The organism is Bradyrhizobium sp. NBAIM03 (genome assembly GCF_020194055.1).
GTDB classification, from domain to species: Bacteria; Pseudomonadota; Alphaproteobacteria; order Rhizobiales; family Xanthobacteraceae; genus Bradyrhizobium; species Bradyrhizobium yuanmingense.
The window spans coordinates 19873-42958 of record NZ_JADYVS010000033.1 but is presented as its reverse complement, the minus strand read 5'-3'; the positions used below and the strand labels follow the sequence as shown (position 1 = coordinate 42958).

Annotated in this window: 20 protein-coding genes and 1 tRNA gene; 10 read left to right on the top strand and 11 right to left on the bottom strand. The window is 64.1% G+C overall.

What is annotated here, in order from left to right:
* The first annotated feature begins 69 nt into the window (after positions 1 to 69).
* The 4 genes from I6F21_RS33020 (at position 70) to I6F21_RS33005 (ending at position 3495) form a co-directional block, all read left to right on the top strand.
* Complete coding sequence (locus I6F21_RS33020) at positions 70 to 1068, top strand: NrtA/SsuA/CpmA family ABC transporter substrate-binding protein (protein WP_225184071.1); 999 nt, start codon at positions 70 to 72, stop codon at positions 1066 to 1068.
* Entirely contained in the window at positions 1065 to 1838 is a 774-nt protein-coding gene (locus I6F21_RS33015) for an ABC transporter permease (protein WP_057030178.1), read from the top strand. The genes I6F21_RS33020 and I6F21_RS33015 overlap by 4 nt, the downstream gene beginning before the upstream one ends.
* Entirely contained in the window at positions 1826 to 2701 is an 876-nt protein-coding gene (locus tag I6F21_RS33010) for an ABC transporter ATP-binding protein (protein ID WP_225153367.1), read from the top strand. The genes I6F21_RS33015 and I6F21_RS33010 overlap by 13 nt, the downstream gene beginning before the upstream one ends.
* Before the next feature lie 104 nt (positions 2702 to 2805).
* Complete coding sequence (locus I6F21_RS33005; protein ID WP_225184070.1) at positions 2806 to 3495, top strand: Crp/Fnr family transcriptional regulator; 690 nt, start codon at positions 2806 to 2808, stop codon at positions 3493 to 3495.
* Here the strand turns inward: I6F21_RS33005 and atzF are convergent.
* Complete coding sequence (gene atzF / locus I6F21_RS33000; RefSeq protein WP_225152594.1) at positions 3492 to 4874, bottom strand: allophanate hydrolase; 1383 nt, start codon at positions 4872 to 4874, stop codon at positions 3492 to 3494. The genes I6F21_RS33005 and atzF overlap by 4 nt on opposite strands.
* Before the next feature lie 245 nt (positions 4875 to 5119).
* Between atzF and I6F21_RS32995 the strand changes: the two genes are divergently transcribed.
* A complete protein-coding gene (locus I6F21_RS32995) occupies positions 5120 to 6166 on the top strand; it encodes an SMI1/KNR4 family protein (RefSeq protein ID WP_225184069.1) in 1047 nt (348 codons plus the stop codon).
* A 24-nt stretch (positions 6167 to 6190) separates the two neighbouring features.
* Here the strand turns inward: I6F21_RS32995 and I6F21_RS32990 are convergent.
* Positions 6191 to 6280: transfer RNA gene (locus tag I6F21_RS32990), tRNA-Ser, on the bottom strand.
* 193 nt (positions 6281 to 6473) lie between these two features.
* Here I6F21_RS32990 and I6F21_RS32985 point away from each other — a divergent pair.
* The gene (locus I6F21_RS32985) at positions 6474 to 6815 is read left to right on the top strand and encodes a hypothetical protein (protein ID WP_225153359.1); all 342 of its coding nucleotides are present in this window, start codon (positions 6474 to 6476) and stop codon (positions 6813 to 6815) included.
* 237 nt (positions 6816 to 7052) lie between these two features.
* Here I6F21_RS32985 and I6F21_RS32980 read toward each other — a convergent pair whose 3' ends face one another.
* The 3 genes from I6F21_RS32980 to I6F21_RS32970 all read right to left on the bottom strand — a co-directional run bounded on the left by I6F21_RS32980 (position 7053) and on the right by I6F21_RS32970 (position 11072).
* Positions 7053 to 8516: a trehalose-6-phosphate synthase gene (locus I6F21_RS32980; protein ID WP_057030182.1), complete on the bottom strand. Its 1464-nt coding sequence runs from the start codon at positions 8514 to 8516 to the stop codon at positions 7053 to 7055.
* Positions 8517 to 8758: 242 nt separating this feature from the next.
* On the bottom strand, positions 8759 to 9580 hold the full coding sequence (gene otsB, locus I6F21_RS32975; RefSeq protein WP_036016048.1) for a trehalose-phosphatase: 822 nt from the start codon (positions 9578 to 9580) through the stop codon (positions 8759 to 8761).
* Positions 9581 to 9584: 4 nt separating this feature from the next.
* Entirely contained in the window at positions 9585 to 11072 is a 1488-nt protein-coding gene (locus I6F21_RS32970) for an MFS transporter (RefSeq protein ID WP_036026149.1), read from the bottom strand.
* Between the two features lie 182 nt (positions 11073 to 11254).
* Between I6F21_RS32970 and I6F21_RS32965 the strand changes: the two genes are divergently transcribed.
* On the top strand, positions 11255 to 11635 hold the full coding sequence (locus tag I6F21_RS32965) for a DUF3175 domain-containing protein (RefSeq protein WP_225184068.1): 381 nt from the start codon (positions 11255 to 11257) through the stop codon (positions 11633 to 11635).
* 84 nt (positions 11636 to 11719) lie between these two features.
* Here the strand turns inward: I6F21_RS32965 and I6F21_RS32960 are convergent, their stop codons facing one another.
* Together I6F21_RS32960 and I6F21_RS32955 are read right to left on the bottom strand one after the other, a co-directional pair.
* Positions 11720 to 13768, bottom strand: coding sequence for a HAMP domain-containing methyl-accepting chemotaxis protein (locus tag I6F21_RS32960; RefSeq protein WP_225143303.1), 2049 nt, complete (start codon positions 13766 to 13768; stop codon positions 11720 to 11722).
* Between the two features lie 158 nt (positions 13769 to 13926).
* Positions 13927 to 15966 (bottom strand): HAMP domain-containing methyl-accepting chemotaxis protein, encoded by a 2040-nt coding sequence (locus I6F21_RS32955; protein ID WP_225184067.1) that lies wholly within the window; start codon positions 15964 to 15966, stop codon positions 13927 to 13929.
* A 205-nt stretch (positions 15967 to 16171) separates the two neighbouring features.
* Between I6F21_RS32955 and I6F21_RS32950 the strand changes: the two genes are divergently transcribed.
* Together I6F21_RS32950 and I6F21_RS32945 are read left to right on the top strand one after the other, a co-directional pair.
* Positions 16172 to 17338: an FIST N-terminal domain-containing protein gene (locus tag I6F21_RS32950; RefSeq protein ID WP_225184066.1), complete on the top strand. Its 1167-nt coding sequence runs from the start codon at positions 16172 to 16174 to the stop codon at positions 17336 to 17338.
* A gap of 5 nt (positions 17339 to 17343) precedes the next feature.
* Positions 17344 to 18699, top strand: coding sequence for a hybrid sensor histidine kinase/response regulator (locus I6F21_RS32945; RefSeq protein ID WP_225184081.1), 1356 nt, complete (start codon positions 17344 to 17346; stop codon positions 18697 to 18699).
* 102 nt (positions 18700 to 18801) lie between these two features.
* Here the strand turns inward: I6F21_RS32945 and I6F21_RS32940 are convergent, their stop codons facing one another.
* Complete coding sequence (locus I6F21_RS32940; protein ID WP_225184065.1) at positions 18802 to 19317, bottom strand: MarR family transcriptional regulator; 516 nt, start codon at positions 19315 to 19317, stop codon at positions 18802 to 18804.
* A 147-nt stretch (positions 19318 to 19464) separates the two neighbouring features.
* On the opposite strand from I6F21_RS32940, the gene I6F21_RS32935 reads away from it, so the two are divergent.
* Positions 19465 to 20142, top strand: coding sequence for a VOC family protein (locus I6F21_RS32935; protein WP_225184064.1), 678 nt, complete (start codon positions 19465 to 19467; stop codon positions 20140 to 20142).
* 36 nt (positions 20143 to 20178) lie between these two features.
* On the opposite strand, the gene I6F21_RS32930 is transcribed toward I6F21_RS32935, so the two are convergent.
* From I6F21_RS32930 to I6F21_RS32920, 3 genes are all read right to left on the bottom strand, one after another.
* The gene (locus I6F21_RS32930; protein WP_050996263.1) at positions 20179 to 20880 is read right to left on the bottom strand and encodes a response regulator transcription factor; all 702 of its coding nucleotides are present in this window, start codon (positions 20878 to 20880) and stop codon (positions 20179 to 20181) included.
* 115 nt (positions 20881 to 20995) lie between these two features.
* A complete protein-coding gene (locus I6F21_RS32925) occupies positions 20996 to 21688 on the bottom strand; it encodes a response regulator transcription factor (RefSeq protein WP_036016149.1) in 693 nt (230 codons plus the stop codon).
* 153 nt (positions 21689 to 21841) lie between these two features.
* Complete coding sequence (locus tag I6F21_RS32920) at positions 21842 to 23038, bottom strand: transporter substrate-binding domain-containing protein (RefSeq protein WP_192893009.1); 1197 nt, start codon at positions 23036 to 23038, stop codon at positions 21842 to 21844.
* Positions 23039 to 23086: the final 48 nt, after the last annotated feature.

The window sequence follows — 23086 nt, the reverse complement described above, 5'->3', positions numbered from 1 at the left end:
CTTCGATCTTCAGACGATCCTGTCGTCAAGGTCGATCACCTCCGATCGCCGGCATCACAGGGGTTTGGCATGCGATCAACAACTGCTCTTCGCTTCGCCGTGTTCGTGCTATCTGCGTCCTTCCTGTTTGCGCCGTCCGAGCGCGCGACGGCCGAGGAATTGCTGAAGGCGCGGCTCGCCCAGAATCTTGGGCCGATCTCGGGACTGGCGATCGTTGCCAATGCGAAGGGCCTTTTCGCCAAGCACGGGCTCGACATCTCGGTCTCCAATTTCACCAGCGGGAAGCAGTGCCTCGATACGGTGCTTGGGGGAGGGGCGGATTTCGCGACAACAGCCGAGGCGCCGGTCACGGCGGCCGCGATGGCGCAACAGCCGATCGCCTTCGTGGCGGGGATGGAATATTCGGATCTGAAGACCATGACCGCAGCTTCTGCCGGGATCAAGACGAAGGCCGATCTGCGTGGAAAGCGAATCGCCTTCACGGCAGGAACTGGCAGCGAAGTCTACACCTCGGTTCTGTTGAAAGCGGCGGGCCTGACCTCGAAGGACGTGACGCTCGTCAACCTGCGACCGCAGGAGATGCTCCCTGCCATGGCGGCCGGCAGCATCGACGCATTCGACACCTGGGAGCCGCACGTCGCGAATGCGAAGAAGGCTCTCGGCGAAGGCGCGATCCCGCTTGATACCAAAGGTCTCTACTCGGAGACCTTCAATATCGTCGTGACGCAGTCTTACCTCGCCGCCAACCCGGCGATCGTCGGCAAGTTCCTGGCGTCCCTCATCGAAGCCGAGGGCTGGCTCAAGGCGAATCCGGGTGAAGCAATCGACGTCATCGCAGCGGCGACGGGGATGAAACGCGATGAATTGGCGTCGATCTGGACGGACTACGTCTACCATGTGCGCCTCGACGACAGGATTCTCACGACTCTGAAAACCCATGCCGCCTGGCGGCTCGAGACCGGCAATCATCCCCCTGGAGCGAGCATGCCCGATTTCACGAAAGTCCTGGTGACGGCGCCGCTGAAGGCGCTCGATTCAGCTCGCGTCACGCTGGGGGCACGCCCGTGAGCGTCGGCAGACGCAGCAGCGCGACCGAACGGCTGAGCGTACTGGTCGCTGTCCTCTCCGTGCCCGCCTTCACAGGCATGTGGGAACTGGTTGCGCGCTCCGGCATCGTGAACACCGTGCTGTTTCCGCCGCCATCGACCGTCGCCGTTGCCGTTCTCGAATGGATTCGCAGCGGACAATTCTTCGCCGACCTGATGGCGAGCCTCGCGCGCGTGGCCGCGGGATTTGCCATCGGGGCCGCGGGCGGAATCGTGCTCGGCATCCTGACCGGCCGATTTCGACTGGTGTCCAGCCTGCTTTCGCCCTTGTTTCACATCCTTCGTCCAATTCCTCCCATCGCCTTCGTGCCGATCGTCATCCTTTGGTTTGGCCTCTCGGAAACAGGCAAGCTTTTCCTGGTCGTTTGGGGCGTGTTCTTCACGGTATGGCTCGCGACCCACATCGGGGTGCAGAAAGTCGACCACGGACTTATCCGAGCCGCCCAGATGCTCGGCACGCCGCAACCGCAGATGCTGTGGGAGATCGTCCTTCTTGGCGCGCTGCCCTATATCACGGTCGGTCTTCGAACCGCGGTGAGCATCTCCTTCTACACGCTGGTCGCCGCCGAGTTGGCAGGAGCGTTCGCCGGTATCGTTTATCGTATCGAAATTGCGCAACAGAACATGCAAACGGGTCAGGTCATGGGCGGGCTGGCGGCTCTCGGACTGCTTTCCTTCGTCGCCGACCGTTCCTTCGCGATTCTTGCCGAACGTGCCGTGTGGTGGCGATGACCCCTAGCCTGCTTCGTCCAGACCAGCCGCTCAGGCTCGTGGATACGTACCCGCCGTCCGCCGCGGCGTGTCAGGCGATCATCCGGGTCGAGGATTTGAGCATCGTCTTCGATGCGCCGAGCGGGCAGGTCATCGCGGTCGACCGCGTATCCCTGGCAGTAGCCCAGGGAGAATTCGTCTCGATCGTCGGTCCATCCGGCTGCGGCAAGTCCACGCTGCTGAATGCAATGGCCGGCCTCGAGCGGCCGTTCGGAGGCCAGGTGCTCATGGCCGGCGAAGCAATGCGCAAGCCACGGCCCGAGATCGGAATGGTCTTCCAGCAGCCACATCTGTTTCCGTGGAAATCGGTGCGCCGGAATATCGCGCACGGGCCCCGCGCCCTCGGCAAGCCGAAAGCGGAGGCGCTGCGGATTGCCGACGGCCTCATCGAGATGATCGGCCTGACCAGATTTGCGTCGGCATATCCGCACACGCTATCGGGGGGCATGCAGCAGCGGGTTGCGATTGCCCGTGCCCTCGCCAATCAACCGCGTGTCCTGTTGATGGACGAGCCGTTCGGAGCGCTGGATGCGCAGACCCGGGCGGTCATGCAGGACAATCTGCTCGAGCTCCGCGAGCGGATCAATGCAACAATCGTCTTCGTCACACACGACATCGATGAAGCGATCCTTCTCTCTGACCGTGTGCTGATCATGAGCGCCGGACCTGGCCGCATCCTCAGGGATCTTCAGGTGAGCCTGCCGCGGCCGCGCTCCAGCGCCATCGTCGCGGAGGCCGCCTATCTCGCCCTCAAGCGGGATTGCCTTGACCTGATCCGCTCGGAAGGCCGCAGGGCCTTCGAGCAGATGGAAATCAAGACGTAGGCGCCTGACGATATGTTCTGGCATGGCTCTTGAATAGCTTTCCCCTGCGGCGGCAGGGGAGCGAGCAGATGTCAGCGGCAAGTCTCAGGAATGCGACCGGCATCATGCTGGCGGGATCGGATGCTCTGGTCGGATCGCTGCCGAGCTTGTTGGATCCGTTGTGTGAGGCTGACCGGCGTCGTGTCCTCGCCATCGGACGCGAGGAGGTTCTGCAGGCAGGCAAGCATGTCTGGCGTCAGGGCGATCTGCAGAACGGCATATATCTGATCGAAGAGGGGCGTATTCGCAGCTACTACGCGGCGCCTTCCGGACGCGAGGTGACGCTGGCCTACTGGTTTGCCGGCAATTTCGTCGGCGGCCCCGATCTGTTCGGTGCTGGTGCCCACGTATGGTCTTCGGTTGCAGTGGAACGAAGCCGAGTGACGTTCTTGCCCGGCCCAGCCCTGCGTGCGCTGGCGCTTCAATCGGCAAGTATCGCAGTCGCGCTGCTGGATGCGCTCGCCTTCAAGGCACGGTGCTACTCGGCCATGGCGCAAATGCTGGGGACCCGCTCGGTGACCGAGCGGCTGCATCGTCTGTTGGTCTTCCTCTCGAAGATCTACGGTTCGCAGCAGGGCCGCGAGATCGTGATCGGGATCCCGTTCACGCATGGTGATCTCGCCAATCTGATCGGCTCAACCCGCCAATGGGTGACGGTGCAGCTTTCCCGCATGCAGGCAAGAGGCGTCATCCGTTATCACCGGGGCCTGATTGTGATCCTCAATCTGCGCGCCCTCGATCTCGAAGTGGTCTAGGAGGCGGCCTTCGGATATTCCTTTAGATCGAACAGTCTGGCCTTCGCATCGGGCAGCCATCGTTCGGCAAGGTCGAGAACAACATGGTCGCGCCACGCAGGTGCCAGCAAAGTGATACCCATCGGCATGCCGTTGCCGAGCGTTGCATTGGGAACCGACACCGCGCACAAGTCCACGAGATTGGCGAAATAGGAGTAGTAACCGAGGCGGTTGTTGAGCGTGATGGGATCTTCCATCATCTCCGCAATCGTGAAGGGGCGTGGCGCGGTCGGTACCACCAGAACATCGATCTCCTCGAAAAGCGTTTGGATCTGGCGTCGCAGCTTCCAAAGTCGATGTTGCGCGGCGAATGCATCTGTTGCGGAAAACCGGGCAGCTCCGCTCAGCACGTTGCGGATGACGTCAAGCAGGTCTCCATGATCGATGTTCATGAGCTTGCTGATCGCCGCATGACGTTCGGCAATCCAAGGCCCTGAAAAGAGCATTTCACCGGCTTCGGCGAAAGGCGCGAAGTCAATGTTCCTGGCTTGACCTCCCAATCCCGAAAGCCTCGTGCAGGCCTGCCTGTAGAGGTCATCGCATTCCGGCATGCCGAATGAATTGAGATGACCGACAGGGACCTGGCCGAACCGGAATTTGCGAGGAGGTGGGAAGGACGAGGCAATCCGTTGGCGGCTAAAGGGATCACTGTCGTCGAATCCTTCGATCAACCCGAGCAGAATTCGACCTTCGGCAATGGAATTGCAGAAGATCGAGGGACAATCGAGCGTCGGACAGTTCGGCACAAGTCCCCGGGACGAGACGAGGCCGACGGTTGGCTTGATCCCGATGATTCCGTTGAAACCTGCGGGAATCCGGCCTGAGCCGCCGGTATCTGTGCCGAGAGCGAAGGCAACATGGCCGGATGCTACGGCAGCAGCCGAGCCGGAGCTCGAACCGCCGGAGACATACAGATCGTCCGCCGCACTGGAACAGGCGCCGTAGGGGGAGCGGGCGCCGGACAGTCCGGTTGCGAACTGATCCAGGTTGGTTTTGCCAAGACAGATCGCACCCGCGGCCGCCAATTTCTCGACGCATCTAGCCGATTGCGCAGCCCTATATTCGAATGACGGGCAGGCTGCTGTCGTTGGCATGGCCTCAACGTCAATATTGTCCTTGACGCCGAATGGCACGCCAAGGAGCGGCAGGACTTCACCCTCTTCCGCTCGTTGCACAAGGGCATCAACCTCAGCCAGCGCTTCTTCCATGGGCCGCACATAGATCCAGCAATTGCGGTGCCGGTCCCGCTCGATGCGCTCATAGGCGCTTATGATGATGGAGGCTAACTCGGCACGGGAACGGAGGGGTCGGCTCTGCGCGGATAGGATCGCTTGCGGCACGGAATAAGCTCCTGAGGGCATGACCCCACGAATATGAAGCCGCTGCCCAGCAATGAAAGCAACTAAGCGCCTCAACCGCACCGGCGGGACTCGAGCCTGCAACCAAACCGTTATGAGCGGCAGCAAATGGCGGAGAGAGTGTCAGTCAATCCTGATTGACGTATAAGCTGTTTTCATTCCGAAGGGCGGCAATCAACGGTCCTGGCTACTGGGCGCTTAGACACGCCTCGTAACATGACGAGGTAATGAAGATGGCGACGAAACGGCTCTTTGACGACTTTGACTTCGAAGGCTTCTGGAATGACTGTCCGTATTCCCTGGAGAACTATGTCGAGCCTCCGCCGACCGACGAGCTGATCGCCTCCATTGAGCATGAAATCGGAGGGTATCGGCTGCCGGCGGCCTATGTCGACCTCGCACGGCGCCACAATGGCGGAATGGTCAAGCGCAACTGCCATCCAATGAAGGAGCGTACAGGCTGGGCGGAGGACCACGTGGCTATCGAGGGGCTCTTCGCTCTTGGCCGTACGTCCACCTATTCACTCGCCGGGAAGTTTGGCGCCAAGTTCATGATCGAGGAATGGGGCTACCCGCCGATTGGCGTCGGAATCGCCGACACGCCGGCCGGCGGCCACGAACTGATCATGCTGGACTACCGGAGCTGCGGAAAGCGGGGCGAGCCGCAGGTCGTGTACGTCGACCAGGAGGATGACTGCCGTATCGTCGTCGTCGCGCCGGACTTCGAGACCTTCATTCGCGGCTTGGTCGAGGAGTCCGAGTACGACACTGCTGAGGAGGATCGGGCCGCTGCGATCGCGACCGTCGAGCGGGGAACGTTATCGCCAATCGTGGTGCGAGCCTTGGCCGCCGTCGGCGACCGTCTGCCGCACGGCGAGCGAATGTTGCGCACCTTGGCCCGGCAGATCGTGGACGAGAAAGGCTTCTTTGCCCTGCACGACGACGAGCGCTCACATCTGATGTATGGACTGATGTTCTGGCTTTATTCGAGCCTCCGTACGGCCAGATCCTTCGAAGCTTTCTTGGGCCGGTCCGAGACCGGCGCCTCCTACGACTCGCCTTGTTACGAGCTGATGATCGCTTTCGACCTTGTCACCGAACCTTACGGCTTCAACACGCGCGGGTACGCCGAGGGCTTTGTGAGGGACTGGTGGGACGCGTGCGTCGCCCGCGGCGACATGGCCGAGATGGCGGAAGGCTACCGTCTGACTTCCAGGGCCGAGGCGGCCCTGCTCGGACGCTTGGCGACGATTGCTGGCCCCGAAGGCAAATAAGCCGGCGCCATTGATTTGAGCGGGTGGCGGAGAGAGTGGGATTCGAACCCACGGTACGGTTTCCCGCACACACGCTTTCCAAGCGTGCGCCTTAAGCCACTCGGCCATCTCTCCGGAGCGCCCTCTCTTGAAGGGGCGCCGACGATTTTGCAAGGGATCGCGGAGATATCGGGCGATTTTTCCGCAACTTACTGTATTTGCAGCACAATATCCGGCTCCGCGGGCACCCGAAGCGGCCGCGGGGCTGAACCGCGGGCGGCCCTGGCGCGACGATTCACGGCAAGCCGCCACACACGACCGGGACGCCATGACCATCCGCAAGACCATCGCCGCCTTGAGCCTGATTTCGACCCTCGGCTCCGCCCTTGCCGCGCCGGCCCTGGCACAGGTCTGCACCCGGCAGGGGGTCGACGTCAGCTGCGACGACGGCCGGCGCGGGGTGCTTTCAGGCGATACCATCCTCTGGCCGGACGGAACCCGCTCCAGCTCGACGCCGCATCAGAGCGTGATCATCGGCAACAAGAGCTCGGTGCGTGTCGGGACCGGCGTGTTTGTCGGTCAGGGCAAGGGCGTGGTGCCGCTGGATAATCCGAACGCGCCGAACAAGCGGCAATGCGCGATCCTGGACGGCGTGTCGTATTGCTATTGAGGGGCGCTCTTGCCTTCTCCCCTTGCGGGAGAAGGTGGCGCGAAGCGCCGGATGAGGGGTTGCATCCACGAATCTTGCTGCGAGACGTTCACGCGTGGAGAGACACCCCTCACCCGTCTCGCCGCTGTCGCCATAGCCGATGCAAAGCATCGGCGTTCTTAAGAACGGCGGCCAGAGGCCCCCTATGCCACCCTCTCCCACAACAAGGGGAGAGGGTGAGATCGAGCCAAGCTGAGATTAGATCAACCGCACGCCTGAGATCGCCGACTTCAACCAGCGCAGCGCCTGCGGCGGCTGGGCCGCGAGCGGCGCCACGGCGGCCTTCTCGGTGCGGCACTTCTCGAGCTCGGCGACGAAATCGGCGGACCATTGCTGGATGGTGTGGCCGCGCAGCTTCTTCATCATCGCGTCCCAGCGCATCTTGCGCTCGGTGAGCGGCATCGAGGCCGCGACCGCAATCGCGCGGGCCATGCCGTCGACGTCGTGCGGATTGACCAGCAGCGCGGCATCGAGCTCGTTGGCGGCGCCGGCGAACTTCGACAGCACCAGCACGCCGGGATCGGCGGGGTTTTGCGCGGCGACGTATTCCTTGGCGACGAGGTTCATGCCGTCGTGCAGCGGCGTCACCACGCCGACCTGCGCGGTGCGGTAGAGACCGGCGAGCACGGCCTGGCTGAAGCCTTTGTTCAAATAGCGGATCGGCGTCCAGTCGACCTCGCCGTGGCGGCCGTTGACGTCGGTGACGAGGCGCGCGACCTCGTTCTGGAGATTGCCATAGGCCTCGATGCCGCCGCGCGAGGGATTGGCGATCTGGAGCAGCGAGATGCTGCGCGCAAACTGCGGCTGCTCGGTCCAGAGCCGGTCGAATGCGCTGATGCGGTTGACAAGACCCTTGGAATAGTCGAGCCGGTCGACGCCGATCGCGAGGCGCTCGCCGTTGAGGCTGCGGCGCAGGCGCGACACATCCGGATGCGCGGCCGACTTCGCGGCATAGGCGGCGAACTTCTCCGCATCGATGCCGATCGGGAAAACTTCACAGCGCGTGCGCCCATGCTGCGAGACCACGACCCCGTCCTCGATGGTGAGGCCGAGCTCGGCGCCGACATAGCCGAGGAAGTTCTGCCGATCTTCCTCGGTCTGGAAGCCGAGCAGATCATAGGCCAGCATCGCGGTGATCAGCTCGCGATGGTTGGGTACGCCCTGCATCACAGCAGTGACGGGCCACGGCGTATGCAGGAAGAAGCCGATGGGATCATCGACGCCGAGCTCGCGCAGCTCGGCACCAAGCGCGAGGAAATGATAGTCCTGAACCCAGAACGCAGTCCGGGCTTTGCGGAAACGCATCAAGGCGCGTGCCATGAAGGCGTTGACCTCGCGATAGCTGACATAGTCCTCGCGCGAGACGCGGATCAGGTCGCTGCGCGAATGCAGCGCCGGCCACAGCGCCGAATTGGCAAAGCCTTCGTAGTATCCGCCGTAATGGGCCGCCGGCAGATCCAACGTCGCAATCGCGCCTGTCCCGAGCGCCTCGATCTCGGCGAACGGCTCCTTCTGGTGGCCATCACGCACCCGGCCGGAGGAACCGACCCAGATCGCACCAGAATGTTCCACAACGGGAAGCAATGCCGCCGCAAGGCCGCCCGTCATGGGCTCGTTGGGTTTGCCGCGGGCGACGCGATTTGAAACGACGATCAAGTTCACAGGTCGTCCCCTCCTGTTCATTCCGCCCCATTTAACTGCCGTTCATCAATATGGTTCCTGATCATCGTTTCAACCAATTGAAACCAAAATCGGGCGTGCGCGTTGGAACTGGTTTCGCTCGTGGAACCCAGTCATTTCGCTGCAAAGACAGCGTTTCCGGTCCTGTTGCGCAGCATGCATTGCAGCGCGCAATGGCGCTGCGATGGAAGCCTTTGTGTCTGCGAGATGACGCTGCCTTGGTTTCACCTGGGATCGAGCAGATGTGCAAGGAACGCACGCACATCCGCCGGCGCATCGAAGTGGCCATTCACGCCCATGGCGCGGCGGCCGACCGAGAACGCCAGCCCGTCCATGTCGGGCATGATCGCGAACACGGTCTCATCGGTGACGTCGTCACCGATGAACAGCGGACGACGTCCTTTGAACGGCGCGCGCTTCATCAACTCGCGCACGCCGCTCGCCTTGGTGAATCCGGAATGCTTGATCTCGCAGACGAACTTGCCCGGCAGCACCTCGATCGGCGCATTGGGCAGATCGGCGCGGATCAGTGAGACGGATTCGTAGATCGCCTTCTCCGCATGCGGCGCCAGGCGGTAATGCAGCGCGAGCGAATAGCCCTTGTCCTCGAGCAGGATTCCAGGGCTGAGCTTGGCGATGGCGGCGAGGCGCCGCTTCAGCTCCTTGTCGAGCGGCGGCGCGTGCAGGGCATCCGCTTCACTGTCCACCGCCAGCCGCATCTCCGCGCCATGACCGGCGACGGCGCGGAACACGTCGGGCGCGAAGATCAGGTCGATGTCGTTGAGCGAGCGGCCGCTGACCAGCGCCAGCGCCCCCGAGGTGCGCTCGGTCAGAGCTTTCAGCGTTTCCGACAGGCCCGGCGGCACCCACACCTCGCGCGGCGTCGGCATCAGCTCAAGCAGCGTGCCATCGATGTCGAGCAGAATGGCGATTTCATCGAGATGCGGCACCAACGCATGCGGCACCGGCACCGTTTCCGGCGTCTCGTCGTCATCAGGTATGGTGAGCTTCTGGTCCAACGCCATTTCCGCAAGTTCCGATTTCATTAGTCTACTCCATAAAGGCGAGCGGTCGCGCGATGTGTTCAAGCGATTTGCGCTCGGCGGCGACGGCATAGCGCCACGCCACGATCGCAGCCGCGATCATCAGGACGGCCCCCAGCAGATAGCCGGCGAATACGCTAGTGCGCGATCCCGTGTCGATCAGCGCGCCGAACAACGCCGGCCCGATCACGCCGCCGATGCCGGTGCCGACCGCATAGAACACCGCGATCGCCAGCGCGCGAACCTCGAGGGGAAAGGTCTCGCTGACGGTGAGATAGGCCGCGCTCGCGGCGGGCGAGGCGAAGAAGAAGATCACCATCCAGGCGATGGTCTGCCCCTGCGCGCTCAGGACACCGATCGAGAACAGATAGCCTGATAGCGCCAGCAACAGGCCCGATGCGCCATAGGTGAACGTGATCATGGTGCGGCGTCCCAGCGTATCGAACAGGCGGCCGAGCAGCAGCGGCCCGAGGAAATTGCCGGCCGCGAACGGCAGCAAGTACCAGCCGACGTGGTCGGCCTTGATGCCGTAGAAATCGGTCAGCACCAGCGCGAAGGTGAAGAAGATGGCGTTGTAGAAGAATGCCTGCGCGCTCATCAGAACGAGGCCGACCAATGCGCGCCGGCGATAGACCGAGAACAAGGTGTGGACCACCTCGGGGATCGGCGTGTGATCGCGCATCTTCAGGCGGATCTTGGTGAAGCGTCCGTCGCTCGTATCCTGGTCGTGCCCGATCACCGACCGCTCGATCCCGTCGACGATGGCATGGGCCTCGTCGGGACGACCATGAATCATCAGCCAGCGCGGACTTTCCGGGATCCACATCCGCATCAAGAGAACGACGAGGCCGAGGGCGGCGCCGATCAGATAGGCCAGGCGCCAGCCGAGATCGGGAGCGAATACTGCGGGATCGAGCAGCACGATGGCCGCCACTGCGCCCATCGCAGCCCCGATCCAGAAGCTGCCGTTGATCACGAGATCGGTCCAGCCGCGATAGCGTGCGGGCACCAACTCCTGGATCGTCGAGTTGATCGCTGTGTACTCGCCGCCGATGCCGGCGCCGGTGAGAAAGCGGAACAGCGCGTAGCTCGCGACATCCCATGACAGCGCGGTTGCGGCCGTTGCCGAGAGGTAGAGCGCCAGCGTGATGAAGAACAGCTTCTTGCGGCCGATACGGTCGGTCAGCCAGCCGAAGCCGAGCGCACCGAGCACGGCGCCCGCGAGGTAGGCGGAGTTGGCGATGCCGAGATCGAGATTGGAGAACTGCATCGATGGGCTTTGCTTCAGCGCACCGGAGAGCGCACCCGCAAGCGTCACCTCGAGGCCGTCGAGAATCCAGGTGATGCCCAGCGCGAGCACGACGCGGGTGTGAAAACCGCTCCACGGCAGCGCATCGAGCCGCGAGGGAATGCTGGTCTCGACGATGCGGTCGGTCACGGCCGCCGCCGAGACTACGGGTGCATAGTTCAGCGCTGGGCTCTGCTGCAGTTCCATCGGATTGTTGCGTCTGATCAATGGAAGCGGCCCCGGCTCACATGACGTGGACGGGGTCGATCCGATCATCGGGGTGCGGCATTCTGCCTGCCACCTGCGACAACGTTTGCGAGGGGGCCGGGTTCCCGCGGGAACGCCAGCGAGCACCGCTCGTTTCCGCTGGACCCGCAAGGAGTTGGCGCATGGCTCAGGTCAGAAAGACGACACATTCTCGAAACAGCAGCCCGCGCAAGACGGCACGCAAGGCAAACACCCGGCGGAGCGGGACCGCGCACAAGAGCACCAAACGCGCCACAAGGCGCTGGTCGCAGCGCGTGACGGAGGAGAGCAATGCGCTCGACCTCAAGCAAGGGGTGTTCAAGCTGACCAGCGCGAAGAGGATTGCGGCCTCGCTGAAGCGCTCGGCCGAGCACAGCTCGCGACGCAAGACCGGCGCCTATCGGTCGGCGCTGTCGATGCTGACCTTCTACATCAACCGTGCCGGCAAGACGCTGCCCAAGACGCAGCGCACGCGACTGGAGCGCGCGAAGGTCGAGCTGAAGCGGGCGTTCGGAAGGGAATGAACTCACTCCGCTGTCGTTCCGGACAGCGGAGTGTAAGGCGATAGCGCGGCCCCTTCGGGACCGCGAGCTACAGGAGCAGCGAACCTACGCCGCGCGGATATTCTCCATGAAGCGGTCGAGCTCGGCGCGAAGGCGGGTGCTTTCGCTCGATAGTGTCTTGGCCGAGTTCAGCACCTCTTCGGAGGCCGAGCCGGTCTCGGCGGCGCCGCGGTTGACCTCGCCGATATCGGTGGCCGCGGTCTGGGTGCCCTGCGCCACGGTCTGGACGCTGCGAGCGATCTCCTGCGTGGCCGCGCCCTGCTGCTCCACCGCGCTCGCGATCGAGGTCGAGATCGACGAGATCTGGCCGATCGTCGCGCCGATCTCCTTGATCGCGGCAACCGATTCGGCGGTGGCGCCCTGCATGCCCGTGATGTGCGAGGAGATCTCGTCGGTCGCCTTCGCGGTCTGGCTTGCCAGCGATTTCACCTCGCTCGCAACCACCGCGAAGCCGCGGCCGGCTTCACCCGCGCGGGCGGCCTCGATGGTGGCGTTGAGCGCGAGCAGATTGGTCTGCTCGGCGATCGCGGTGATCAGCTTGACCACCTCGCCGATCTGCTGGGCGGCATGCGAGAGCTTGCCGATGCGGCCGTCGGTTTCCTTGGCCTGCATCACGGCAGCCTCTGCGATGCGGCTGGAATCGCGCACTTGGCGGCCGATCTCCTCGACCGAGGCCGACAGCTCTTCGGTCGCGGTCGCGACCGACTGCATGTTGGAGGAGGCCTGCTCGGAGACGCCGGCGACCTGGCTCGACAGGCTCTGCGTGGTCTCGGCGGTGCGGGTCAGCGTGGAGGCGGCCGATTCCAGCTGCACGGCCGAGGCCGAGACGTTGGAGACGATGGCGCCGACCGCGCTCTCGAAATCGTCAGCAAAGCGGATCAGTTCGGCGCGGCGGCTTGCGGCCTGCTCGCGGTTCTGCACTTCGCTGGCGGCGGCATCGCGCTCGGCCTTCGCGACGGCCTGGATCTTGAACTCCTCGACCGCGCCGGCCATCTCGCCGATCTCGTCCTTGCGGCCAAGACCCGGCAGCACGACGTCGAAATTGCCGGAGGCCAGCTCGCGCATCGCCTTGCACATCGCGATCATCGGCCGCGAAATGCCGTTGCCGAGCCACAAGGCCAGCACGATGCCGATGGCCAGCCCGCCGAGCGCCATCATCAGCATCAGCTGCTGGGTCTCTACGATCGTCGCATTGGCGCTCGCCTCGATGCGTTGCTGGTCCGCGGTGAGATCCGAACGCAGCTCGGCCGAGAGCTTGAGGATGGTCGCCGCCGTCTTGGTCATCTCGCCGTTCAGCTTGACGATGACCTTCACGTTCTCGGTCAGCTTTGCGAACGAGGTGCGGTACTGCTTCAAGAGATCGCCGATCTCCTTGACGCGATCGGTGATCTTCTGGTCGTTCGCGTAGACGGAGACCAGCAGCGTCTCGAGGAACTTGATGCGGGCGATCACGCCGTCGGCGGTCTTCGGCTCCGGCTTGGCGACGAAAGCGCTGACCGAGGTCGAGACCGCCAGATATTGCGAGGTGATGTCCTTGGCCGTGGTCTGCACCGAGGAGAGACCCGCCAGCGCCGCGGTGTCGGCGAGATCGTCGAATTTGAAGCGGATCTTGTTGCCGACACTGTTGAGCTCGTCGGCCGCGATCTTGTTGTTCTCGCGCGTCAGCGTGATGATCTCGCTGAAGACTTTCGTAAAGCTCTGGAACTCGGCCTCGAGCTTGCCGACCTGCTCGCGGCGAGCCGCGCCCGTGGTGGCGGCCATCGATTTGGCGATCGCGCTCTTCAGATTTCCTTCAGCGGCCTTGGCCGCGGTCTCGTCATCAGCCGCGCCGGTCAGGGTATAGGCCCGTGCCAGCCCCTGATAGGCGATCAGCTCGCGATCGACCGTCCGCGCCAGATCGGCTTCCGCTACGCTGGTGCGGTAGGAGGCCACAGCGCCTGCGATCCGCTCGAAGCCGAAATAGGCGAACGCCATGCTGACGGCGAGGATGGCGAGCACCGCCACGAAGCCGAGGATGATTTTTGCGCGAAAACGCAGCGTTGGCAGCTTCGATTGGCGCGACTTCGATTGGCTCGATTTGGACGTGACCGACATTCCCCCACCCCATTCCATTCGCGGAAAACCAGGCGCAGCCGGGAAGCAGCCCGCTTCCGACTCGTGTGCACGGTAACCGGCAAAGGATAAGCTGCGGTAAACTTGTGGCGCCGCAACTGGCGGTTAGGTGACGTAGGGATTTGTTAAGGTGCGCTTTACTACGCCGCCCTGATGTTCGCCATGAAGCGGTCGAGCTCGGCGCGAAGGCGGGTGCTTTCGCTCGATAGTGTCTTGGCCGAGTTCAGCACCTCTTCGGAGGCCGAGCCGGTCTCGGCGGCGCCGCGGTTGACCTCGCTGATATCGGTGGCCGCGGTCTGGGTGCCCTGCGCGACGGTCTGGACGCTGCGGGCGATCTCCTGCGTGGCCGCGCCCTGCTGCTCCACCGCGCTCGCGATCGAGGTCGAGATCGACGAGATCTGGCCGATCGTCGCGCCGATCTCCTTGATCGCGGCAACCGATTCGGCGGTGGCGCCCTGCATGCCCGTGATGTGCGAGGAGATCTCGTCGGTCGCCTTCGCGGTCTGGCTTGCCAGCGATTTCACCTCGCTCGCAACCACGGCGAAGCCGCGGCCGGCTTCACCGGCGCGGGCGGCCTCGATGGTGGCGTTGAGCGCGAGCAGATTGGTCTGCTCGGCGATCGCGGTGATCAGCTTGACCACCTCGCCGATCTGCTGTGCCGCGTGCGACAGCTTGCCGATGCGGCCGTCGGTCTCCTTGGCCTGCATCACAGCAGCCTCTGCGATGCGGCTGGAATCGCGCACCTGGCGGCCGATCTCCTCGACCGAGGCCGAGAGCTCTTCGGTCGCGGTCGCGACCGACTGCATGTTGGAGGAGGCCTGCTCGGAGACGCCGGCGACCTGGCTCGACAGGCTCTGCGTGGTCTCGGCGGTGCGGGTCAGCGTCGAGGCGGCCGATTCCAGCTGCACGGCCGAGGCCGAGACGTTGGAGACGATGGCGCCGACCGCGCTCTCGAAATCGTCAGCAAAGCGGATCAGTTCGGCGCGGCGGCTTGCGGCCTGCTCGCGGTTCTGCACTTCGCTGGCGGCGGCATCGCGCTCGGCCTTAGCGACGGCCTGGATCTTGAACTCCTCGACCGCGCTGGCCATCTCGCCGATCTCGTCCTTGCGGCCAAGACCCGGCAGCACGACGTCGAAATTGCCCGAGGCGAGCTCGCGCATCGCCTTGCACATCGCGATCATCGGCCGCGAGATGCCGGTGCCGAGCAGGAAGGCGAGGACCGCGCCTAACAGCGTGCCGCCGACGGCCAGCATCAGCACCAGCTGCTCGGTCTGCCCGATGGTCGCCGCCGATTCCGAATCCAGCCGCTGCTGCTCGGCGACGAGGTCCGCCTTCATGGCGGTGGCGCCTTGCTGGATCGCGCCAGCCGAGCCGCTCATCTCCGTGACGAGGCCATCGACCAGCTTGGCGTTGGCGATCAACTTCTCCAGCGCCTCGCGATAGGCGCCGAGGATGGACTTGGCCTCCTTCAGGCCAGCGACAATCTTGTCGTCCATGGAATAGACCGCGCCCAGCGAGTTCTCGACGAATTTCAGCCGCGCCAGGGCGCTGTTCGCGATCGCCTGATCGGACGTCAGCACGAACTGGGTGGCTGCAGCGCTTGCGGTCTGGAATTGGGCGTTGACCTGCTTGGTGCCAAACTCGATCGCCTGCGCTTCGGCGTCGGAGGCGTTGTTGCCGATGTCGTCGAGCTTGTACTTCAGAAGATTGGCTTGGCGCTGGAGCTGGTTCTGCACCAGCAGCGCGCTGTCTCGCTTGGCCTGGAGCACCTTGGCGAAGGTGGCGGAGAAGTTGGAGAACTCCTTGGCGAGCTTGCCGAGGCCTTCCTGCCGCGGCGGCTGCTTGGCGCTCTTGACGGCCTGGTCGATGGCATTCTTCAGGCTGGCCTCGGCATCGAGCGCCGCCTTGGCGTCGTCTTCCTTACCGGTGACGACGAAATATTTGGCGGCCGAACGATAGGCGAGCAGCTCACGGTCGATATTGCGGGCGAGATCGGCCTCCGACACGCTGCTGCGGTAGGATCCGACCCCGGCGGCGACCCGCTCGAAGCCGAAATAGGAAAACGCCATGCTGCCGGCGGAGATCACCAGCACGGCGGCGAAGCCGAGTATGATCTTTGCGCGGAACTTGAGGGTCGGAAATTGTGCACGCTTCGACGGCGACGCGGTACGCCCGGACATTCCCAACCCCCAGCTCATGTGATTCTGCGGCCCGGAAGCAGCCCTTTCCGAACGTTGCGGAAAATTAGGGCAGAATCCTCAAGGGGTGGTAAATCCGACCGGGCTTGCGGGGAGCGGCTGCCGTGTTGCGGCTCACCGGAAAACGCCCTACTCTCGATAATTATCAGGCACTTGGCATCAGACCGAGCCTTAAGGGAGAAACGGAGTGGGGCAAACCGATTTTCGGTTTGGCGGTGCGTCTGGCGTTGCCGTGGCCAAGTCGAAGGCCGCGAACGTCGATGACGCCGTGGCCGAGCTGGCGGCCCAGCTCCCGTCCGACGGGCTGGCGCTGATCCTGGTGTTCGTCTCCCCCAGCTACGACCCCGATCGCTTCATCGCGGAGATCAGCCGCCAATTCGACGACACCCAAGTCTGCGGCTGTACCACCGCGGGCGAGCTTGCTCCTGACGGCTGGGACGAGAACAGCGTCGTGGCGCTGGCGTTCAGCCGCGCGGACTTTTCCGCGGTGGTGCGGCCGATCTTCAATCTCGACAGCTTCCGCGTCGAGGACGGCCGCAGGATCGGCGGCGAGCTCCGGCACGAGCTGTTGCGGGCCGCGCCGCAGGTCGAGCGCGGCAGTCCCTTCGGCCTAGTCCTGATCGACGGCCTGTGCCGCCGCGAAGAAGCGGTGATGTCCGCGATCTATGCATCGCTGGACGATATTCCGGTCGTCGGCGGGTCGGCAGGCGACGGGCTGCGCTTCGAGAAGACATTCGTGTTCTTCGACGGCAAGGCACACAGCAATGCCGCCCTCTTGATCCTGCTGAACACCTCGTTGCCGTTCCGCGTCTTCAAGTGCGACAATTTCGAGCCGCAGGCGCAGAAGATGGTGGTGACCGAGGCCGACATCGAAAACCGCATGGTCCGGGAGCTGAACGCAGAGCCTGCCGCGCAGGAATATTCGCGCGTGGTCGGCATCATGGATGCCAAGCTCGATCCGTTCTCCTTCGCCTCGCATCCGGTCCTCGTGCGCGTCGGCGGCGCCTATTACGCACGCTCGATCCAGCGGGTCGAGCCGGACGGCTCCTTGCATTTCTTCTGCGCCATCGACGAGGGCATGGTGCTGACCGCGGCGACCTCGCGAAGCCTGGTCGGCGCGGCCCGCGAGACGTTCGCCGACATCCGCGACCAGATCGGAGACGTCTCGCTCTATATCGGCTTCGAATGCCTGCTCCGCCGGCTCGATGCCGAGCAGCATCAGCTCGCCCGCGACATGTCAGAACTGTACCGGCAGAACTGTGTGGTCGGCTTTCACACTTACGGCGAGCAGTTCGGCTCCATGCATGTGAACCAGACCTTCACGGGAGTTGCGATCGGAAGGCGACCGTCGTGACGGACATGTGGCAGGGCCCCGATGCGGTCGACCAGCTCAGGCGCGAGGCCGCCAAGCTGAGGAAGATCAATGCCGCGCTGATGTCGCGCGTCGAGCGCTCGATGGACCAGCAGCTCAACGCCTTTTCATTGTTCGAAACCGCCATCGCGCTCGACAACAAGGTTCGCGACCGGACGCACCAATTGCGCGAGGCGCTGCATTCGGTCGAGCGCGCCAATGAGGGACTCTACCGCGCCAAGCAGCAGGCGGAGGCGGCGAGCTCGCTGAAATCCTCGGTGCTGATCTCGGTCACCCACGATCTGTTGCAGCCGCTCAACGCGGCGCGCCTCACCCTGTCCGCACTGACGGAGATGATGGAGTCGCAGGAAGCGGGCGTGCTGATCGACCAGGCGAGCCGCTCGCTGGTGATGCTGGAGGACCTGCTGCGCTCGCTGCTGGAGATCGCCAAGCTCGATTCCGGCGCGCTCAAGCCCGACGTGCGCGCGATCGCGCTGGCCCCCCTGTTCGAGCAGCTCCGCAACGAGTTCGAGCCGATCGCCGCGCGGCAAGGTCTGTCCTTGCGCATCCGCACCTCTCAGCTCGCGGTGATGTCGGATGCGATGATGCTGCGGCGGATCCTGCAGAACCTGCTCGCCAATGCCATCCGCTATACCCGCAGCGGCGGCGTCGTGATCGGATGCCGGCCGCGCGGCGACCGGATCTGCGTCCAGGTCTCCGACACCGGACCCGGGATTGCGCAGGCGCAGCAGGAGGCGATCTTCCGCGAATTCCAGCGCGGCGATGCCAATGCGGACGACCAGGCCGGCTTCGGGCTCGGCCTCTCCATCGTCCGCCGCTTCGCCAGCGAGCTCGGGCACGAGGTGCGGCTGTCGTCACAGCTCGGCAAGGGATCGACCTTCACCCTGGAGCTGGAGCCGGCCGACCTCGCCGAGGTCGCCGACGAGGTGCAGGAGGTCGCGCCCGCCGCGCGGCACTACGATTTCAGCGGGCTCGAAGGCGCCAAGATCCTGCTGATCGAGAACGATCCGAACGGCTCGGAGGCGATGGCCGCGCTGCTGGAGGGATGGGGCTGCGACGTCGCGACCACGCGATCGGGTGCGGACGCGCTCGTGCGCCTCAGCGAGCTCGGCGGCGCGCCCGATGTCGTGATCGCCGACCTCCATCTCGATCACGGCGAGAGCGGCCTGTCGGCCATCACCGACGTGCGGGAGCATTTGAAGCTCGACACGCCCGCCATGATCATCACCGCCGACTATTCCGAACAGGCGGCGAAGCAGGCGAGCCTGCAGGGCCTCGAAGTGCTGAAGAAGCCGATCAAGCCGGCCGAGATGCGGGCGCTGCTGTCGTTCCTGCTGAGCTGAAGCGCGGATGATCTTCGCCTCGTCTTCCTTGCGGCGGGGCTATCGGACGTAGCCAAGACAAAAATGTCGAAAACAACCCCATGCAAAGTAGACAGGGGCCTGTCACTCCTCCTCCATCGCCTTGATTAGATTGTCGCGGAGCTTGACGACGCTTTTCTGCAGCCGCGCGAACTCATCGGGCTTTAGTCCGCTCGACTTCACGAGATTCATGTGCATGCCTTTCTCGCGGAGGCGTCGGCCGGCGTCGGTGAGACTGACGCGCACCTGCCGCTCGTCGGCGGGATCGCGCTGGCGGCGCAAATAGCCCGCCGCCTCGAGCTTTTTGAGGATCGGCGTCAGGGTGTTGGATTCCAGGAACATCTTGTCGCCGAGTTCGCTGACGGTTTGGTCGTCCTGCTCCCACAGCGCCACGATCGCGATCCACTGGGGGTAGGTTAGGCCGAGCTCATCGAGGCCCGGCTTGTAGGCTCGTCCGTAGGCGAGGTTGGCCGAATAGATCGCGAAGCACAGGAAATCGTCGAGGCGCCGGTCGCCCTCGGCCGGTTTCGGCTGATTGGTCGTTGAATCATCTCTGGAATCGTCTCTGAATTCGGCTCTGGGACCGTTCTGCAGGCTCATGGGGGTGCCCTTTCCAACACGGACATGTGAAACTCCGCGTGCATATATATCGTGTCCGATTAAATCGGAAGGTTGACATTGAGGCTCCAAGGTACTTTATATCGCGTACACGATTATATCGTAACCGCTATAATCAGGAGAGAAGCAATGCCTGCCCCCGATGCAAATGAGACCACCCAAGCGCCAACGATCGACATGAAGCTCGAAGTCGTCGTCATCCCTGTTTCGGACATCGATCGCGCCAAGAAGTTCTATGCGAACCTCGGATGGCGGCTCGATGCCGATTTCGCCGGGCCTGACGACTACCGCGTCATCCAGTTCACACCTCCCGGCTCCCCCTCCTCGGTCATTTTCGGCAAGAACGTGACCGCGGCGGCGCCCGGCTCCGCCCAGGGTCTGTACCTGATCGTCTCCGACATTGAAGCCGCGCGAGACGATCTGCGCGGTCGCGGCGTCGAGGTCAGCGAAGTCTTCCACGCTGAAGGCGACGTGCACACCGGACCCGACGAGCCTTATCTGTTCGGGCGCCGTCGGATTGCTGGTCTGGATCCCGCACGCGCCAGCTATCGCTCGTACGTCTCGTTCAACGATCCCGATGGCAACGGCTGGCTGTTCCAGGAGATCACCACGCGATTGCCGGGACGCGTAGAGGCAGCAGGAACAATATTCACCTCCTCGTCCGAGCTCGCGAGCGCGCTCCGACGTGCGGCTAAGGCACACGGTGAGCACGAGAAGCGGAACGGCGGTCAGTACGATGCGAACTGGCCGGACTGGTACGCCGACTACATCGCTCGCGAGCAAGCCGGCCAGCCGCTACCGGCTTGAACCGCGGCTCGCCTCGTTCCGACGAATGACACCGGATTATCCTGAGGGCGGATCGGCCTGCGAACGCTCCCCCTTCAGGCCGGCGCCTTCGCCGGCCAGGGTCGCGAAATCGATCCGGGACATTTCGACGATGGCCTTGGTGCGGCTGAGCACGTTGAGCTTGCGCAGGATGTCGGAGACGTGGACCTTCACCGTGGTCTCGGAGATGTTCAGCTCGAAGGCGATCTGCTTGTTCTGCAGGCCGCGCTTGAGCATTTCGAGCACGCGCAATTGCTGCGGCGTCAGCTCGTGCAGGCGTTTCAGCAGATCCTGCGCCGGGCCGGCGGCGCGTTGCGGGCGGACGAGCCCGCGATAGGCGGCTGGGACACAGACCGCACCGCGCAGCACCTCGCCGATCGACTGCGCCAGCTCCTGCTTGGAGGACGATTTGAGGATGTAGCCGGAGACGCCGAGCGACAAGGCGCCGGCTATGATCTGCGGATCCTGATGCCCTGATACGATGACGACGGGAATCCTGGGAAAGGCCTTGCGGATGCGGATGATGCCGGAAAGGCCCGTGGTGCCCGGCATCGACAGATCGAGCAGGATGAGGTCGAGCTCGGCAGCCGCCGCGGCCTGCTCGAGCGCACCGTCGATCGACGTCGCCTGAAGGATCTCGGCCGCCGGCGCCGCCATCTGGAGCGCGCCCTCCAAGGCTTCTCGAAACAACGGATGGTCTTCGACGATCAGAAATCGCATCACGCGTGAGCCATTCCCGGTTGATTGGCCAGATGATCGACGGGTTCGACGCCGAAACGAGAATGTCGCAGCCGGACCAGACCGGCTTGATCCAGGTCAAGCGGGACATCGCGCGTCATTGCGGCCGCCCGCGGTCGGCCCGCGCATAAGGCCGGGCCTTGGGATCCGGCAGGTCCACCTTGCCGATCTCGATGATCGCCTTGTTGCGGCTGAACAGGCCGAGTTTGCGCAGAATTTCGGTAATATGCGCCTTCACCGTGGATTCGGCGAGCTGAAGCTCCTGGCCGATCTGCCGGTTCGGATAGCCGCGCCGCAGCAGATCGAGCACGCGAAGCTGCTGCGGCGTGAGCTCGCGCAGCTTGACCTCGAGCGCCTTGCTGGCCTCGGCCCGGCGCCGCTGCGACGTTGCCACGAAATCCTTCGGCACCGACACCGATCCGTTCAGCACGCCCTCGATCGACTGCGCCAGCTCGCGCTTCGACAGCGACTTCGGCAGAAAACCCGCGGCCCCGAGCTCCAGCGCCTCGCGAACGACGCGCTGGTCCTCCTCGCTCGACACGATGGCGACGGGCAGGCGCGGATGGGCCTCGCGCAAGCGCAGAAAGCCGGAGAAGCCGGTCGCATCGGGCAGCAGGAGGTCGAGCAGCGCGAGGTCTATGCCCTCGCCCTGCTCGGCCGTCAGGATGTGAAGGGCGTCCTCGATCGACATCGCTTCGACAATCCGCGCCTCCGGCAAGGCCAGCCGCACCGCATTACCGAGGGCCTCGCGAAACAGCGGATGATCGTCGATGATCAGGAAGCTGGTCATGGCGCCTTCACAGGACTGCACCGCCGAATGCTGCACCGTACGGGCATCCGCCGCCGCAGCGGAAGAGGCGGAACTATCCGGCATCAATCCGGCACCGGGATGGCGCCGGATGAACGCTACCACATCCTCCCGATCGGGTTCGGTCAAGACCGTTCAATCGTTCGATTCGACCTGGACCGTCAGCAGGAAGGAATAGATGCTGTTGACCTGGTCCTCGGTATAGACCTCCTTCCAGGCCGGCATGCCCTTGTTCGGCCGTCCCTCCTGCACGGTGGTCAAATATTTCTCGCGCATCTCGTCGCCGTAGCGGTGACGCAGCAGCCGCAGATCGATCTTGCGCTCGCTCTGGATCGCATCGGGACCGTGGCAGTGGGCGCAGGTTCCGTTGAAGATCTCCTTGCCCGCGCCGACGGCCTCAAGGCCCGGCGCGACCGCATCGCCCTTGGTCTCGGTCGCCACGACATTGGCGACCTGGACGACGCCGGCTCCGCTTCCCGTGCCCGTCGTCAGCGGCGCTGGCGTCGGCGCTGCGCCAAAGCGAACCGGCGCGCCGCCCGGCAAACCGTATTTCACGGCGAGCTCGCCGATCTTGCCCTGAAGCTGCGGCAACACGGCATTGACGCGGTCGCGCAACTCGGTCGAGGCCTTGGCAAAGCCGATGGCGGCGTCCCATGACAGGCCCTCGCCCTCGGTGAGCTCGATCTGGTAGCGGCCGCCGTAGCTGGTCTTGTTCAGCCAGCCGGCGACCGGGCCCCAGATGAAGGCGACGTCGGCCCGGCCCTGGTCGAGCGCCTGCATGCCCTCCTCAGGCGACAGCACCGTCACTTTCTGGATGTCGTCGCGGCTCGCGAGCAGGTTTTGCGGCGTGCTGGCGAACTGCACGGCGACGCGCTTGCCCTTGAGGCCCTCGATGCCGCCGATCGCCGCGCCCTTCGCAGATTCCTTGGTGGCGACGAGGGCATAGCCCTCTTTGGCGATGGCGTCGGAGAAGATCACGGCCGGGCCCATGAAATCTGCGGACCTGGGCAGCCCGATCATGGCGTCGCATTGCTTGCCGAGCAGCGTGACCCGCACGGTGCGCTTGCCGAAATAGGATTTGTACCAGTCATAGGCGATCGGCCGGCCGAGCGCCTGCGCCAGGGCCTGCCCGATCTCGACATAGAAGCCCGGCTTCGACGAACTGTCGCTGGAGAATGGAAGGTTGGTCGGATCGGCGCAGAGACGGAACGGTTGCGCCTCGTTGGCCTGCAGCGGCGAGGCCGGAACGATCAGCGCCGCGGCGGCACATGCGAGCAGGCCTGCGATGGCGCGATGTCGGCTCGCACCGGTGGCGGAATGATTCGGACGCATCCTCGTCTCCCTTGGTGTTGGCTTTGTTGCGCCGGAGCTCGTTGAGCC